This window comes from Mesorhizobium sp. M6A.T.Ce.TU.016.01.1.1 (genome assembly GCF_003997065.1).
GTDB classification, from domain to species: Bacteria; Pseudomonadota; Alphaproteobacteria; order Rhizobiales; family Rhizobiaceae; genus Mesorhizobium; species Mesorhizobium mediterraneum.
In genome coordinates, this window is sequence record NZ_RZTJ01000007.1 from 1 (window position 1) to 16,201 (window position 16,201).

The following is a 16,201-nucleotide window of genomic DNA, read 5'->3' on the forward strand; positions in this document are numbered from 1 at the left end:
GGCGGATGGAATGCGCCTCGATGCCGGTGATCGCCAGGAAGCGGGGCAGAAGTTCGGGATCGGCGGCGACGAAGCCCAAAGCCTTCACGGCAATGGTTTCCGCTTCCTCGCGCATTGACGCTGCGTTTGCCATCGCTACCTTCTTGCGCGGTGGAATGAGTCTCTTTTTGGCAGTAATCGCAAGCGTCGCCGGCGGCAAGCCGTCTACCTCGGCAAAGCGGTGCTCGAGGCGAAATCCGAAGCTTTTCCGGCAGCCGGTTTCCGTTTCGTCAATTATATTGCCGTAGAGTCGAGCAGGGTTTGATGCGTGCCGGCGAGGGCGCATGGCGGCATCCTTCGAGCGGAAGGCAGGCCGGAACGGGAATTTGATGCCTAAGAAGGTCATGATCGTCGAGGACAATGAGCTCAACATGAAGCTCTTTCGGGACCTCATTGAAGCGAGCGGTTACGAGACGGTACGCACGCGCAACGGTCTGGAAGCGCTGGATCTGGCGCGACTGCACAAGCCGGATCTCATTTTGATGGACATCCAACTGCCCGAAGTGTCGGGATTGGAAGTGACCAAATGGCTGAAGGAGGACGACGACCTTCATGTCATTCCGGTCATTGCCGTCACTGCATTCGCGATGAAGGGCGATGAGGAGCGCATCCGCCAGGGGGGGTGCGAGGCCTATATTTCCAAGCCGATCTCGGTGCCGCGTTTCATCGAAACCATCAAATCCTACCTGGGCGATGCCTGATGCGCCTTTCCAGCCGAGCCGGAGCTTTGTGAGATGACTGCACGGATCCTCGTCGTCGACGACATCCCTGCCAATGTGAGGCTGCTCGAGGTCCGGCTGCTTGCCGAATATTTCGAGGTGCTGACCGCCACCAACGGGCTGGACGCGATCGAGACCTGCGAAAACGGCAAGGTCGATGTCGTTCTGCTCGACGTGATGATGCCCGATATGGACGGGTTCGAGGTCTGCCGGCGGCTGAAGAGCGATCCGGCGACGTCGCACATACCCGTCGTCATGATCACCGCGCTCGACCAGGTTTCGGACCGGGTGCGCGGCCTCGAGGCCGGCGCCGACGATTTTCTGACCAAGCCGGTCAATGATCTGCAATTGATGACGCGCGTCAAAAGCCTGGTCAGGCTGAAGACGTTGACCGACGAGCTGCGCCTGCGCGCCTCGACCACGCGCAACATCGGCATCGAGGAGCTGTTGAGCCGCAACTTCGCTTCCGCAGACACAACGCCGAAAGTTCTGCTGATCGACGAGCGCAAATCTTCCTTCGAGCGCATCCAGAAAATGCTGCGCGGCAGCGCCGACCTCGACATTGCCACCGATCCGCATGCCGGTTTCTTCCAGGCCGCCGAGACGCCCTATGAATGCGTGATGATCTCGACGGCCTTTGCCGATTTCGATCCGCTCAGGCTCTGCTCGCAACTGCGTTCGCTCGATCGCACCCGTTTCCTGCCGATCATCCTTCTGGCGCAGGAGGGTGAGGAAGAGCGCATCATCCGCGGCCTCGAACTCGGCATCAACGACTATCTGATGCGGCCGATCGACCAGCAGGAGCTGACCGCTCGGCTGCGCACGCAAGTGCGCCGCAAGCGCTACAACGACCAACTCCGCGCCAGCGTCACCCAAACCATTGAGATGGCGGTGACCGACGCCCTGACGGGATTGCACAATCGCCGTTACCTCGACAGCCATCTGCAGACGTTGTTCGACCGTGCCGTGGCGCGGCGGCGGCCGCTGTCGGTGATGATCACCGACCTCGACCGCTTCAAGACAATCAACGACGCGCATGGCCATGATGGCGGCGACGAGGTGCTGCGCGAATTCGCGCGGCGGCTGCGCAAGAATGTGCGCGGCATCGATCTCGCCTGCCGCTTCGGCGGCGAGGAGTTCGTCGTGGTCATGCCGGACACGGACGGCGCGGTCGCCGAAAAGGTCGCAGAGCGCATTCGCGCCGAAATCGCCCAGATGCCGTTTGCCGTCGGCCATGACGGCAAGACGATCGAGGTCACCGTCAGTGTCGGCGTCTCTTCGGTGCTGAAGGGATTGGACTCGGTAGCCGGGCTGATGAAACGCGCCGACCTCGCGCTCTACGAAGCCAAGAGCGCCGGCCGCAATCGCGTCGTCGCCAAGGCGGCGTAGCGCCGATTATCCAGTCGGTGCGACAGGGTTACGAATTTACCTTAACGCAAGCGATTCGCAGCGGTTGGTTAAGAAATTGTTGATTTTCGTAAGCTGTTGCGCAAATGTGCAGACCAATGACGGAACCGGCGCGAGGGTAGTTGCCGGGTCGATCCGAAGAATACCCCATGATTCTCAGGTCCGCCGCATCTCCTGGGTCCGTGGGGTCGGCCGGCCGGCGCTGGCACATAGTGGCCTCCTCGTACCGCTGCCAAACGCCGACCGGCCCCCTCTTTCCGAAAAGACATCGAGACTCTGCGCTAAGCCTTGGAAATATCGGGCTTTTCGAAGCCTTGAAACAAAAACGCCGCCCACAGGGGCGGCGTTTTGGCTTTAGAGCAAGAAACCAGATTACTTGATCTTTGTTTCCTTGAACTCGACATGCTTCTTGGCGACAGGATCGTATTTGCGGAACGACAGCTTGTCCGTCTTGGTGCGGCTGTTCTTGCTGGTCACGTAGAAGAAACCGGTGTCGGCGGTCGACAGAAGCTTGATCTTGATGTTTGCGGCTTTGGCCATGTTGTTCGTCCGTTATGTTCGTGGAGTTTTAGCCGCTGGAGCACGGGGAAACACCCGGACGCGGGAAACTTGGCGCGACACATAAAGAACGCGCCCGGAAAGTCAACCCCGCGAGAGCGCCTCTTCCTTCTCCCACAAGGGGAGAAGGGAAGGCCGCGGTCCGTTTCTATGCGTCTTCCCTAACCGGCGGAGCCACCTTCTTCCAGTCTCCCGTGGTGTTCCACCAGCGGTTCGGGTTGGAGCGGTCGTCCAACCCCTTGGAACGGCTGGCAAGGATCGGCTGAATGCGGATCACCGGCTCCTGATAGCTGTGGACCTGGAAAATCACTTCGACAATGCGGGCGGCCAGCGCCTGGTCGTCGGGCAGCTCGAACGACACTTCCACCGTGCCCGGCCGTCTGCGCAATTCCGTCTCGGCGCCGGCGGCCGCGCCTTCGAGTGGCCGGTAGCGCTCGATGCCGTGCGCCGACTGATAGGCATTGCTGTCGTACTTGCCCATGGTGAGCGGCGCGATAGCGACCACCGCTTCCATGATGCGGTCGACATCGGAGGCCGGCGATTGAAAGGTCACAAGCAGCAGCAATTCCATCCGTACCGATGTCGTTTCAAACCCGGAGTCGATCATGACGGCATCCTCAATCTGGTGGCGTGTTGCTGACAATCTATCCGGGTGCTGCTGACATGGTTATGTCAGCAGCCTCGCGCGACGCGAGCATCGATCAAGCCTTTCTACAGGATTTTTCGGACGAGCCTGGCGCCGACCAGCGCGATATAGAAGGCGAAGAACATGCCGAGCGCCCAGCCGAAGCCCGAGGGACCGAAAAGGTCCATGCCGATGCCGATCGCCTGCGGGCCGAGCACCATGCCAACACCGTAGCAGAGCACGAAGGCGGCGTTGGCGGAGGCCAGCTCGTGGCCGGAAAGCTGCGAGCCGAGATGGGCCAGGCCGATCGTGTACATCGCCGCGACCACGCCGCCCCAGACGAACAGAAGCGCCGCCATCAGGTGCCAGTTCTGCGCGAAGTGGGGCATGAAGATGGTGCCGGCAAGCCCGATGGTTGCGCAAGCCAAAAGCAGATAACGGCGGTCGCTGACACGGTCGCTGATCATGCCGAGCGGGATCTGCAACAGCACGTTGCCAAGACCGATCATGGTGAGCAGAAGTGCGGCGTCGGCCTCGGAGTAGCCGATACGGCTGCCATAGATCGGGAAGAGCGCAAAGCCGCCGGTCTCGACCGCGCCGAACACCAGCACCGCGGCGGTCGCCGTCGGCACCAACCAGATGTAGCGCAGGAAGTTGCTGGTCTCGCCATTGGAGACGATCGTCGGGCTCTCGTTGCGGGCGGCCAGAACCGGAATGGCGGCCAGCGTCACCAGCGCCATGATGACGCCGAAGGGCAGGAAGCCGGTGCTGCCGAGATGGGCGAAAAGCCACGGCCCGGCGGCAAAGCCGAGCGACAATACCGTGGCGTAGATGCCGAGGACCAGGCCGCGCCGGTGCGGCGGCGCCGATGTGCTGATCCAGAATTCCGACAGGATGAACAGCACCGTCAGCGCAATGTGCAGCAGGATGCGCAGCGGGAACCACATCCAGAAGTCCGGCGCGAAATGGAAGCCGACAAAGGCCAGCACTCCCGTGGCGATCATGGCCAGCATTGTCCAGGCGACGCCGAACCGCATGGCGAGCGGAGTGGCGAGCGGTGCGCCGGCGATCGAGGCGAACCCGGCGACAGCGGTGTTGAAGCCGATCATCGACGCCGAATGGCCGCGCGTTTCGAGGATGACGCTGAGCAGCGGCATGCCGAGGCCGATGGCAATGCCGACGACGCTGATCGACGAGATCGCCGCGATCATCGGCAGCCAATGTACGCGTTCCTCGACCTCTTGCTGGGTATCGACCGTCATGGATTTGAATGCTCTATGCTTTACAGAATTTCGCGGGCGAAGCGATTGCGGACAAGCCGGTAGAACGGCACGGAACCGCCGGGGCGCAGCAGCGGATCATCGACGAGCCGCTTTTCCAGCTCCTCCAGGATAGCCCTGGTGATGTCGGGAATATCGGCCTGTCTGGCCTTGGCGAGCGGCAGCCAGACCAGCTCCTCCAACTCGTTGGTCGGACCGCCGTCCGGCAGCTCCACGGCGACATCTTCGCGCCAGGCGCTGAAGAAGCGCGTATCGAAGCGCCGCACCGTGTTTGGCGGGGTGATGGCACGCGCGATGAAACGCAGCTCTGCCAGCGACGGTCTTACGCCGTGCTCGGCAAAACCCTGCCAATCGCGCCTGCTCGTCGCGAAGGCGCCTTTCCGACCGATCAGCAGGCCGGCCTCCTCATAGGTCTCGCGGATTGCCGACAGCGCGATGGCGCGAGCGCGGGCCGGGCTGATGCGGCCAACGCCGGCGGTCAGCCTCGCCTGTTCCTCAGGGTGCAGCGCGGTGGCAACGGGAATTCGGCTGTCGGCCGGATCGGTACGGCCGCCGGGAAAGACGAATTTCCCCGGCATGAAGGCGTGACGGGCGTGGCGCCGGCCCATCAGCACCAGGAACTCGCCGCCCTTGCGGTCGAGCAGGATCAACGTCGCGGCATCGCGCGGACGTATAGGCTTGGCGTCGAGCGCGATCCGCTCGACCTTGTCGACTTCCAACCTGGTCATACCGTCCATGCGCACGACCTAGCGGAATCTTCTCCGATGCGAAAGTGGCGTCCAGCCATGCCGATTGCGCCAGCCTCGGTTTCAAGCCTCGGGATGCGACTCGATCAGATCTTCTTCCCCGCCGAAGCCATGCATATAGAACGCCCATTGCAGGCCGATGACGGCGCCCTTGACCGGCTGCAGCAAGACGACCGCCATGAGGATGGTCAGCGGCACCCAGATGGCGATGTGCTGCCAGGTGGACAAGGTGGAGGTCGCTTCGACGCCCATGAAGGCGCCGAGCACGATGTGGCCGATGATGACCACCACCAGATAGGCCGGCAGGTCGTCGGCGCGATGGTGATGAAGCTCCTCGCCGCAATGATTGCACTTGTCGACAGTCTTGACGAAAGCGCGGAACAGCTTTCCCTCGCCGCAATGCGGGCAGCGGCCAAGCGCGCCGCGCTTCATCGCCGTCCATAGCGGACGGGCGACCCGGCCCGAGTGATGTTCGCCGCCGAAAACCTGTTGGTTCATTTTCAGATCGCTTGGCATTACCGTCTCCTGCCGCGTGAGCCTGGACGCGATTGCGACGCGCGGGCGCGGCCTTTGGTCTTGTGAAACGACCGTTTGGAGCCGGGCAGCGGCTTTGGGTCGGTCAGCATCTCGAAACGCATCGCGCCGGCCATAGGCGCCACCTCGATCAGGCGAACCTCGACGCGGTCGGCAAGCTGATAGCCCTTGCCGGTGCGTTCTCCGAAAAGCGATCGGGCAGTTTCGTCGTATATATAGTAATCGCCGTCCAGACTTGACACCGGGATGAAACCATCTGCGCCATACTGCGGCAATTGGACAAATAGTCCCGATTTGGTGACGCCCGAAATGCGTGCGTCGAAACGCTCGTCGACACGCTCGGCCAAATAGGCGGCGATCAGCCGGTCGACCGTGTCACGCTCGGCGGCCATGGCGCGGCGCTCGGTGGCCGAGATCAGCGCAGAAACCTCTTCCAGCCGCGCCGCCTCATCCTGCGTCAGTCCGCCCGCACCGAAGCCGAGCGCGGCTATCAGCCCGCGATGCACGATCAGGTCGGCATATCTGCGGATCGGCGAGGTGAAATGCGCGTAGCGCTTCAGATTGAGGCCGAAATGGCCGATGTTGCTGGGCGAATATTCGGCCTGCATCTGCGTGCGCAGCACCACCTCGTTGACCAGCCCTTCATGGTCGGCGCCGCGGACGCGATCCAGGATGCCATTGAACTGGTTCGGCCGCATTTGCGCACCGCGCGCCAGCGACAGACCCAGCGTCTGCAGGAATTCGCGCAGCGATTCCTGCTTGGCGAGCGAAGGCGCGTCATGGATGCGATAGACCAGCGCCTGCCGTTTCGCCTCCAATGTCTCGGCCGCCGCGACATTGGCCTGGATCATGAATTCTTCGATCAGCTTGTGCGCGTCGAGCCGCTCCGGCACGACGACCCGGTCGACGGTGCCGTCCTCCTTGAGCAGAATTTTCCGCTCCGGCAATTCAAGCTCGAGCGGCTGGCGCGTGTCACGGCCGCGCTTCACGACGGCGTAGGCATTCCAGAGCGGCTTCAGCACTGTGTCGAGGATCGGGCCGGTCTTGTCGTCCCGCGCGCCGTCGATTGCGGCCTGCGCTTGGGGGTAGGCGAGTTTCGCCACCGATTTCATGATGATGCGGTGGAACGAATGCCTGAGCTTGCGGCCATCGGCCGAGAAAGTCATGCGGACCGCCAGCGCCGGGCGGTCCTGACCTTCGCGCAGCGAACAAAGGTCGTTCGAGATGCGTTCCGGCAGCATCGGCACGACGCGATCCGGGAAATAGACCGAATTGCCGCGCTTCAGCGCCTCGCGATCGAGCGCAGTGCCATAGCGGATATAGGCGGCGACATCTGCAATCGCCACGGTGACGACCACGCCACCAGGGTTCTTCTCATCCGTGTCCGGCGTGGCGAATACCGCGTCGTCATGGTCCTTGGCGTCGGCCGGATCGATGGTGACCAGTGGCAGGTCGCGCCAGTCCTCGTGGTCGGCCAGCGTTGCCGGTTTGACCGCCTCTGCCTCGGCGATGACGTCTGCCGGGAAAATATGTGGAATGTCGTGCGCGTGAATGGCGATCATCGAGACCGCCTTTTCGCTGGTCAGCGAACCCAGCACCGCCAGCACCTTGGCTCTGGGCAGCCCGTAGCGGGAGGCCCGCGCCGGCTCGACCTCGACCAGATCGCCGTTCTTGGCGCCGTTCTGGAATTCCTTGTCGACGACCAGCTCCGGCTGGCGTCTTTCGACAGGCTCGATGCGAAAGGTACCGTCCTGCAGCACGCGGAAGACGCCGAGAACGGCATCGGTGCGCTTCTCGAAGATCTTCATCACCCGCCCGGTATAGGCAGGGCCCGTCGCGTCATCGGTTGGAAAGGTCTTGGCTAGCACGCGGTCGCCGATGCCCGGTGTCGGGCCGCCGCCGCCACGCGACACGCGGATCGCTATGACAGGAGGCTCGCCATTGCCCACGGCTTCGGTCGGGTGCGCCAGCAGCACGCCGTCGGCGTCGCGGCCAAAGATGTCGAGCACGGCGACATGGGGCAGGGCACCGACACGGGCCAGCCGCTTGCGCTCCTTGGTCAGCAGGCCCTCATCCTGCAGGTCGCGCAAAATGTCCTTCAGCCAGATACGGTCCTCGCCGCGCAGCGCAAACGCCTTGGCGATGTCGCGTTTGCCGGAGCGATCCGGATTTTCGGCGATGTAGCGCAGGATCTCGTCACGGGACGGCCGGTAGTTATCCCTGACCTTGGCCCTCGTGTCGGCGGTGCGCAGATCGCCATGGCTTCTTCCGGATACCCTGCGCGCCACGATGCCCTATCCCTTTTTCTTGGCCACTTTCTTGGCCGCTGGTTTTTTGGCTGCCGCAGGCTTTTTGGCAGGTGCGGCCGCTTTGCGGAAGGGCTTTCTGCCGCCATTGCCACCCTTGGCTTCCTTCTCGGCAATCAGCGCCACCGCATCCTCGACCGTCACCGACTGCGGGTCCTTGCCTTTAGGCAGCGTCGCATTGACCTTGCCGAAATTAACATAGGGCCCGTATTTGCCGTCACGCACGACGATCTTGCCGCCGCCCGCCGGATGCTCGCCAAGTTCCTTCAAGGCGGCGGGCGTGCCGCCATTGCGGCCGCCGGGGCCCTTCAACTTCTTCTCGGCGATCACCGACACGGCGCGGTTGAGGCCGATCGAGAACACGTCCTCGATGTTGTCGAGATTGGCGTAGGTGCCGTCATGCAGCACGAACGGACCGTAGCGCCCCAGCCCGGCCGAGATCATCTTGCCGGATTCCGGATGCTTGCCGACGTCACGCGGCAGCGACAGCAAGGCGAGGGCCTTTTCGTGGTCGATCGAATCGACCGTCCAGCCCTTGGGCAGGCTGGAGCGCTTGGCTTCCTTGCCGTCGCCGCGCTGGATATAGGGGCCGAAACGACCGCTGCGCAGCGTGATTTCCTCCGCCGTGTAGGGGTCCTTGCCAAGCACCTTGGTGCCGTCCTCGCCATTGCCGTTTTCGCCATTGGGGTTGGCGGCGTCGCCGAGCTGGCGGGTGAAGGAGCATTCGGGGTAGTTGGAACAGCCGACGAAGGCGCCGAACTTGCCGAGCTTCAGCGACAGGTTGCCGGTGCCGCATTTCGGGCAGATGCGCGGATTTGAGCCGTCTTCCCGCGTTGGGAAGACGAGCGGCGCCAGTTCCTCGTTGAGCGCGTCGAGCACGTCGGTGACGCGCAATTCCTTGATGTCGGCGACGGCGCCCGAAAAATCCTTCCAGAAATCGCGCAGCACATCCTTCCAGGCGAGCTTGCCGTCGGAAATCTCGTCGAGCTTTTCCTCGAGTGAGGCGGTGAAGTCGTATTCGACATAGCGCTCGAAGAAGCTTTCGAGGAAGGCCGACAGCAGCCGACCCTTGGCCTGCGGCAACAGCTTGCGCTTGTCCATGCTGACGTAATCGCGATCCTCGAGCGTCTTCAGGATCGCGGTGTAGGTCGACGGACGACCGATGCCGAGTTCTTCCAGCTTCTTGATCAGCGAGGCTTCCGAATAGCGCGGCGGCGGCTCGGTGGTGTGCTGGGTGGCGTTTATCGCCTCGCGGTCGAGCTGTTCGCCAGCACGGATCTCGGGCAGACGGCGGTCTTCCTCGTCTTCCGAATCCTCGTCCTTCTGGTCGGTATAGGCGGCAATGAAGCCGTCGAAGCGAACGACCGAACCGATGGCGCGGAGTTCCGCGGTGCGAGCGCCGTTGACTGCCTCGATCTCGGCCGTGGTGCGCTCGATCTCGGCCGGCTGCATCTGGCTGGCGATGGCACGTTTCCACACTATCTCGTAGAGCCGTGCCTGGTCGGCATCGAGATATTGTCTGACAGAAGCGGGGGTGCGCATGAAATCGGTCGGGCGGATCGCTTCGTGCGCTTCCTGGGCGTTCTTGGCCTTGGTCGTGTATTGGCGCGGCTTCTCGGGCAGGTATTTTGGGCCGAACTCCTTGGCGATCGCATCGCGCGCAGCTGATATCGCCTCGGGCGCCATCTGCACGCCGTCGGTTCGCATATAGGTGATCAGGCCGGTGGTCTCGCCGCCGATGTCCATGCCTTCATAGAGCCGCTGCGCCACCTGCATGGTGCGGCTTGCCGAAAAACCGAGACGCGAAGAGGCAGCCTGCTGCAGCGTCGAGGTGGTGAAGGGCGGACCTGGATTGCGCTTGGTCGGCTTGGCTTCGACCGAGAGCGCCTTGAAGGTCGCACCTTCCAGCATCGCCTTGATGTCGTCGGCCTGCGCCTTGTTCGAAATGTCGAGCTTTTGCAGCTTCTTGCGGTCGAAGGCGGTCAGCCGCGCCTCGAAATTTTCCTTGCGCGGCGTGCCCAGAAGAGCTGATACCTGCCAGTACTCCTCGCGGATGAAGCGCTCGATCTCCAATTCGCGGTCGCAGACGAGGCGCAATGCCACCGACTGCACGCGGCCGGCGGAACGGGCGCCGGGCAGCTTGCGCCACAGGACAGGCGACAGCGTGAAGCCGACGAGATAGTCGAGCGCGCGACGGGCGAGATAGGCATCGACCAGCGGCGCATCGATCTGGCGCGGATTGGCCATCGCTTCCAGCACCGATGACTTGGTGATGGCGTTGAAGACGACGCGGCTGACCGGCTTGTCCTTCAGCGCGCGCTTCTGCTTCAGCACTTCCAGAACATGCCAGGAAATGGCTTCACCCTCGCGATCCGGATCGGTGGCGAGGATCAGGCCGTCGGCGTCCTTGACCGCCTTGGCGATGTCGGCAAGACGTTTGCTCGAGGCGGTGTCGACAGCCCAGGACATGGCAAAATCCTCGTCCGGACGCACCGAGCCATCCTTGGCCGGCAGATCGCGGACGTGGCCGAACGAGGCCAGGACCTTGTAGTTCTTTCCGAGGTACTTGTTGATTGTCTTCGCTTTGGCCGGCGATTCGACGACGACGACGTCCATGAGGTCTCATATCAGCTGTGGTGCGGCAGAAGAATTCCGCTGCGCGCGACGAAATCTCGTACAATTGTCGCTCACATGGCCGGGCTTTTGCATCCGGTCAAGGGGAAGCGCCCAAAATGCAGTCCTGCATTGAGTGCACAACCCAAGAGCGAGTCATGTGATATCCGCAATCTCGGATAAGAGAGCGGGCTGCCTATCGTTGGACAAGCCGGCAATGAATCCGGGAGAACGGGACAAATTCTTCCGCGGATATAAGAGAAACATCGATCATGCGCCAGCCCCAGCCGGAGAGGCATCCGGCATGATGCTCGGTCGGGCGGGCGATACTGGCGCCGCGAGTGGGCTGGAATGCCTAGCAGGACAGTGCAAGAAGCTGGCCGCCGGAAGGCCTGCAGGGATACGCGGCAGCAAGCGATTCCCCGCCGGTCAAGGCGGGGATATCGGTCCGAGCTTAGTCGGCCTTGGCTATATGCCAGACGCCGCCGACGCCGTCGCCGGTCACATCGCCGGCCTTCTTGTCCTTGATGAACGTGTAGAGCGGCTTGCCCTCGTAGGCCCACATCTTGGTGCCGTCGGTGCGCTCGACGATTGTCCATTCGCCCTCGGCCTTGGCGTCGGCCTCAGCCTTCAGCGGCGGCCAGTTGGTGGCACATTTGTCGTAGCAGTTCGACTTGCCCGTCTCGTCCTTGTCGTAGGTATAAAGGGTCATGCCGTTGGCATCGGTGTAGATCGTGGTGCCGCCGACATCGGCTTCTTTCCACGCTCCAGCTGCGTATGAGGCGGCGGTGCCGAGCAAAAGCACCGCCAGCCCAACTGTGATCGATTTCATGAGGTTCTCCCTGATATGATCGAGAAGCGCGCGGAAAGTCGCGGCCCCGTTGCATCAACGCGCTTGGCGTATCGTTTCTTCCTCGATGCAGGGCGGCAACTTGCCACGCAATGGTGATTGGCGGACAAGTCCGTGCGCCGCTATATCGGCGCCGATACAGTTGGAGTTTCGGGAATGGCATTGGATATCGGCTATGTCAGCGCAGTCGGGGCGGGGGCGATCTCGTTCCTGTCGCCTTGCGTGCTGCCGCTGGTGCCGCCCTATCTCTGCTACATGGCCGGCGTGTCGGTCGATGATTTCCGCGGCAATGCCGGCGTCACGGCCAAGGCCGACGCACGCAGCGCGCTGCTTTATGCTTCGATCGCCTTCGTTCTCGGCTTCTCGACCGTCTTCGTGGCGTTGGGCGCCGGCGCCTCGACCATTGGCCGGCTGCTGCGCGTCTGGCAGGAGCCGCTGGCGATGGCCGCCGGCGTGCTGATCATCCTGATGGGGTTGAACTTCCTCGGCATATTGCGCATCCCGCTGCTGTCGCGTGAGGCGCGCTTCCAGTCGCAGGGCAAGCCGGCCAGTATCGTTGCCGCCTATGTCATGGGATTGGCCTTCGCCTTCGGCTGGACACCCTGCATCGGACCGGTGCTGGGACCGATCCTGACGCTGGCCGGTGGCCGCGAGACGGTGGGCGAGGGTGCGGCTCTGCTTGCCGCCTATTCGCTCGGCCTCGGCATTCCGTTCCTGATCGCGGCGCTGTTTTCCGGCGCCTTCATGCGCTTTCTCTCAAAATTTCGCGTCCATCTCGGCCGGGTCGAAAAAGCGATGGGCGCGCTGCTGGTCGTCGCCGGCGTCTTTTTCCTGACGGGCGGCGTGCAGGCCATGTCTTATTGGCTGCTGGAAAATTTCCCGGTGCTGGGGCAACTGGGTTAGGGCTCTTGAGCTGTGGACCCGCTGATTAAGAGTCAGCTGCTCTACCGTCTCACCGGAATTTAACCGCATTGGTGCAGCATGGCGCCAATGCTAGACATGCCTTGATTCCCAACCCTTTTCATATGGTTGCCATTCCATGAGCCAGAGAACCTGCCTGTCCGTCATCCTCGCCGCCGGCGAAGGCACGCGCATGAAAAGCGCCGTGCCGAAAGTGCTGCACCCGATCGCCGGCCTGCCGATGGTCGCCCATGTCGTGAGAGCTGCCGAGGCCGCAGGCAGCGGTGATCTGGCTCTGGTGATCGGCCATGGCGCGGAAGAGATGCGCAAGGCCACGCAAAAGTTCGCGCCGAAGGCGGAGACCTTCGTCCAGGATAAGCGGCTCGGCACGGCGCATGCCGTTCTGGCTGCTCGCGACGCGATATCAAAGGGTTACGACGATGTCCTGGTGATGTTCGGCGACACGCCGCTGATCGACCCAGAGGTGCTGACCGCTGCGCGCCTGAAGCTGGCCCAAGGCGCTGCCGTCGTTGTGGTCGGCTTCCGCACGTCAAATCCTTCCGGCTATGGCCGGCTGATCGAAAAGGGCGGCAAACTCATCGCCATCCGCGAGGAAAAGGACTGCACCGACGAGGAGAAGAAAATCACCTTCTGCAATGGCGGGCTGATGGCGGTCGCGGGCAAGCACGCGCTGCAGCTGCTCGACCAAGTCGGCAACAACAACGCCAAGGGCGAATATTATCTCACCGACATCGTCGAGATCGCCGGCGGGCAGGGTTTTGATGTCGTTGCCGCAGAAGCCAGCTTCGAGAATGCGCTCGGCATCAACAACCGCGCCGAACTCGCCGCGGCGGAAGGCATCTGGCAGACGCGCCGGCGGCGCGAGGCCATGCTCTCTGGCGTCACATTGATCGCGCCGGAAACCGTGTTCTTTTCGCACGATACCGAGATCGGCGCGGACACGATTGTCGAACCCAATGTCTGGTTCGGGCCGGGCGTGACGATCGCCACGGGCGCCAAGATCCATGCTTTCAGCCATATCGAAGGCGCCACGATCGCCTCGAACTGCGATGTCGGTCCGTATGCGCGGCTGCGGCCGGGCGCCGATCTCCGGCAAAAAGCCAAGGTCGGCAATTTCTGCGAGGTCAAAGGGGCGACGATCGAGGAAGGCGCCAAGGTCAACCACCTGACCTATATCGGCGATGCCCGCGTCGGCGCCGGCGCCAACATCGGCGCTGGAACCATCACCTGCAACTATGACGGCTATTCGAAGTTCTTCACCGACATCGGCGAAGGTGCTTTCATCGGCTCAAATTCCTCGCTGGTGGCGCCGGTTACAATCGGCAAGGGCGGCTACATCGCTTCGGGCAGCGTGATCACCGAAAACGTGCCCGACGATGCGCTGGCCTTCGGCCGCGCCCGCCAGAGGACGCTGGCCGGCAAGGGCAAGGAATTGCGCGAGCGTTTTGCTTCGGCCGCGGCGGCCCGAAAAAAAGCCTAGCCGCGACGACTGCATCATGTCTTTGACGGATTTCAGGAACTGTTGGGCGCGATAGGATGCCCGTACGGAGAAACCGAGCGATCGCGGTAACCGGATTGCAAGAGCGCCCTGTCATGGTGCATCTGTGCAAGAACAGTTCCGGCTGATACGGAACGAAACGCAATGTGATTTTCGCGGCAGCCCGGCCAACCCTAAATGGCGCTGGGGTTTACGCCGGAATCGGGGGCAACGTCTATGTGCGGTATCGTCGGAATTGTCGGTCACTCGCCGGTCGCGCCACTCATCGTCGATGCGCTGAAAAGGCTCGAATATCGCGGCTACGATTCCGCCGGCGTCGCCACTATCGAGCATGGCAAGCTTGGACGCCGCCGCGCCGAGGGCAAGCTGATCAATCTCGAGCGCCGGCTGAAGGACGAACCACTCGACGGCATGATCGGCATCGGCCACACGCGCTGGGCAACGCATGGCGTGCCGAACGAAACCAACGCGCATCCGCATTTTTCAGACGGCGTCGCCATCGTCCACAATGGCATCATCGAGAATTTCGCCGAATTGCGCGACGAGTTGATGCGCGACGGCTACACATTTTCCTCGCAGACGGACACCGAGGTCGTCGCCCATCTGGTGGCGCGCGAATTGGCCAGGGGCCTGAAGCCGGTCGAGGCCGCGCACCAGGCGCTGAAGCGGCTGGAAGGCGCCTTTGCGCTGGCCATCATGTTCAAGGGCGATGAGGACCTCATCGTCGGCGCGCGCAACGGCCCACCGCTGGCCGTCGGTCATGGCGACGGCGAGATGTTCCTGGGCTCCGACGCCATCGCGCTCGCCCCGTTCACCAATTCGATCACCTATCTCGAGGACGGCGACTGGGCGGTTGTGCGCCGCAACGAGGTCGCCATCTTCGACATGGAGGGCAACAAGGTCGACCGTAAGCGCCAGCAGTCGCTCAGCACCAGTTTCATGGTCGATAAAGGCAATCGGCGCCATTTCATGGAGAAGGAAATCCATGAACAGCCCGAAGTGATCTCGCACACGCTGGCGCATTATGTGGATTTCGTCGGTGGCGTCTCGAAGCCGCTCGACCTGCCTTTCGATTTCGCCAAAATCGACCGGTTGGCGATTTCGGCCTGCGGCACCGCCTATCTGGCCGGCCTGATCAGCAAATACTGGTTCGAGCGGTATGCGAGGCTGCCGGTCGACATCGATGTCGCCTCGGAATTCCGCTATCGCGAGATGCCGCTGTCGAGGACAGACGCCGCCTTTTTCATCTCGCAGTCGGGCGAGACCGCCGACACACTGGCCTCGCTGCGCTATTGCCGCAAGGCGGGCATGAAGATCGGCGCGGTCGTCAATGTCCGCGAATCGACGATGGCGCGCGAATCCGACGTCATCCTGCCGACGTTGGCCGGGCCGGAGATCGGCGTCGCCTCGACCAAAGCCTTCACTTGCCAGCTTTCCGTGCTGGCCTCGCTTGCCGTGCGGGCGGGCGTGGCGCGCGGAACGATCTCGCGGGAGCAGGAAACGACGCTGGTCCGCCAACTGTCGGAAGCGCCGCGCTATGCCAATCAGGTCTTGAAGCTCGACGGGCAGATCGAAAAGGTCGCGCGCGACCTTTCTCACTACAAAAACGTGCTCTATCTCGGCCGCGACACCAATTTTCCGCTGGCCATGGAAGGCGCGTTGAAGCTCAAGGAAATCTCCTATATCCATGCCGAAGGCTATGCCGCCGGCGAACTGAAGCACGGGCCGATCGCGCTGATCGACGAGAACATGCCGGTGATCGTCATCGCCCCGCATGACCGCATCTTTGAAAAGACCGTATCAAACATGCAGGAAGTGGCGGCGCGCGGCGGCAAGATCATCCTGATCACCGACAGCAAGGGTGCCGCACACGCCACGGTGAAGACGATGGAGACGATCGTGCTGCCGGACGTGCCGGAAATCATCTCGCCGATCATCTACGCGCTGCCGATCCAGATGCTGGCCTATTTCACCGCGGTGTTCATGGGCACCGACGTCGACCAGCCGCGTAATCTGGCGAAATCGGTGACTGTGGAATAGGCGTGGTTTAAAAATTTCGCAGTTCCAAAGCCGAATGCGGTTCACTAATGTTGCGCCGCAATCAG

14 protein-coding genes are annotated in these 16,201 nt (G+C 62.5%); 5 read left to right on the forward strand and 9 right to left on the reverse strand.

The window, feature by feature from the left end; genetic code table 11:
* On the reverse strand, positions 1 to 133 hold a 133-nt coding region (locus tag EOC94_RS15205), incomplete at its 3' end, for a DUF3572 family protein (RefSeq protein WP_127291506.1).
* Positions 134 to 383: 250 nt separating this feature from the next.
* Between EOC94_RS15205 and EOC94_RS15210 the strand changes: the two genes are divergently transcribed.
* Positions 384 to 740: a response regulator gene (locus EOC94_RS15210; RefSeq protein ID WP_287247952.1), complete on the forward strand. Its 357-nt coding sequence runs from the start codon at positions 384 to 386 to the stop codon at positions 738 to 740.
* Between the two features lie 33 nt (positions 741 to 773).
* The gene (locus EOC94_RS15215; RefSeq protein ID WP_127291508.1) at positions 774 to 2,147 is read left to right on the forward strand and encodes a PleD family two-component system response regulator; all 1,374 of its coding nucleotides are present in this window, start codon (positions 774 to 776) and stop codon (positions 2,145 to 2,147) included.
* Positions 2,148 to 2,537: 390 nt separating this feature from the next.
* Here EOC94_RS15215 and rpmG read toward each other — a convergent pair whose 3' ends face one another.
* From rpmG to EOC94_RS15260, 8 genes are all read right to left on the reverse strand, one after another.
* Entirely contained in the window at positions 2,538 to 2,705 is a 168-nt protein-coding gene (gene rpmG / locus EOC94_RS15225; protein ID WP_006201775.1) for a 50S ribosomal protein L33, read from the reverse strand.
* Between the two features lie 166 nt (positions 2,706 to 2,871).
* Positions 2,872 to 3,330 (reverse strand): hypothetical protein, encoded by a 459-nt coding sequence (locus tag EOC94_RS15230; RefSeq protein ID WP_127291511.1) that lies wholly within the window; start codon positions 3,328 to 3,330, stop codon positions 2,872 to 2,874.
* A 104-nt stretch (positions 3,331 to 3,434) separates the two neighbouring features.
* Positions 3,435 to 4,610 carry an MFS transporter gene (locus EOC94_RS15235; RefSeq protein ID WP_127291514.1) on the reverse strand — a complete coding sequence of 392 codons (1,176 nt, stop codon included), beginning with the start codon at positions 4,608 to 4,610 and terminating at the stop codon, positions 3,435 to 3,437.
* Between the two features lie 20 nt (positions 4,611 to 4,630).
* Positions 4,631 to 5,365 (reverse strand): NUDIX domain-containing protein, encoded by a 735-nt coding sequence (locus EOC94_RS15240; protein WP_127291518.1) that lies wholly within the window; start codon positions 5,363 to 5,365, stop codon positions 4,631 to 4,633.
* 72 nt (positions 5,366 to 5,437) lie between these two features.
* The gene (locus tag EOC94_RS15245; protein WP_127291521.1) at positions 5,438 to 5,890 is read right to left on the reverse strand and encodes a DUF983 domain-containing protein; all 453 of its coding nucleotides are present in this window, start codon (positions 5,888 to 5,890) and stop codon (positions 5,438 to 5,440) included.
* Complete coding sequence (gene rnr / locus EOC94_RS15250; RefSeq protein ID WP_245465581.1) at positions 5,890 to 8,160, reverse strand: ribonuclease R; 2,271 nt, start codon at positions 8,158 to 8,160, stop codon at positions 5,890 to 5,892. The genes EOC94_RS15245 and rnr overlap by 1 nt, the downstream gene beginning before the upstream one ends.
* A gap of 42 nt (positions 8,161 to 8,202) precedes the next feature.
* Positions 8,203 to 10,830, reverse strand: a complete 2,628-nt coding sequence (gene topA / locus EOC94_RS15255) for a type I DNA topoisomerase (RefSeq protein WP_127291526.1) — start codon at positions 10,828 to 10,830, stop codon at positions 8,203 to 8,205.
* 451 nt (positions 10,831 to 11,281) lie between these two features.
* The gene (locus tag EOC94_RS15260) at positions 11,282 to 11,659 is read right to left on the reverse strand and encodes a hypothetical protein (RefSeq protein ID WP_127291528.1); all 378 of its coding nucleotides are present in this window, start codon (positions 11,657 to 11,659) and stop codon (positions 11,282 to 11,284) included.
* Positions 11,660 to 11,833: 174 nt separating this feature from the next.
* On the opposite strand from EOC94_RS15260, the gene EOC94_RS15265 reads away from it, so the two are divergent.
* The 3 genes from EOC94_RS15265 (at position 11,834) to glmS (ending at position 16,136) form a co-directional block, all read left to right on the forward strand.
* On the forward strand, positions 11,834 to 12,580 hold the full coding sequence (locus tag EOC94_RS15265) for a cytochrome c biogenesis CcdA family protein (RefSeq protein WP_127291531.1): 747 nt from the start codon (positions 11,834 to 11,836) through the stop codon (positions 12,578 to 12,580).
* A 136-nt stretch (positions 12,581 to 12,716) separates the two neighbouring features.
* Positions 12,717 to 14,078, forward strand: a complete 1,362-nt coding sequence (gene glmU, locus EOC94_RS15270; protein ID WP_127291533.1) for a bifunctional UDP-N-acetylglucosamine diphosphorylase/glucosamine-1-phosphate N-acetyltransferase GlmU — start codon at positions 12,717 to 12,719, stop codon at positions 14,076 to 14,078.
* 234 nt (positions 14,079 to 14,312) lie between these two features.
* On the forward strand, positions 14,313 to 16,136 hold the full coding sequence (gene glmS / locus EOC94_RS15275; RefSeq protein ID WP_127291536.1) for a glutamine--fructose-6-phosphate transaminase (isomerizing): 1,824 nt from the start codon (positions 14,313 to 14,315) through the stop codon (positions 16,134 to 16,136).
* Positions 16,137 to 16,201 lie beyond the last annotated feature (65 nt).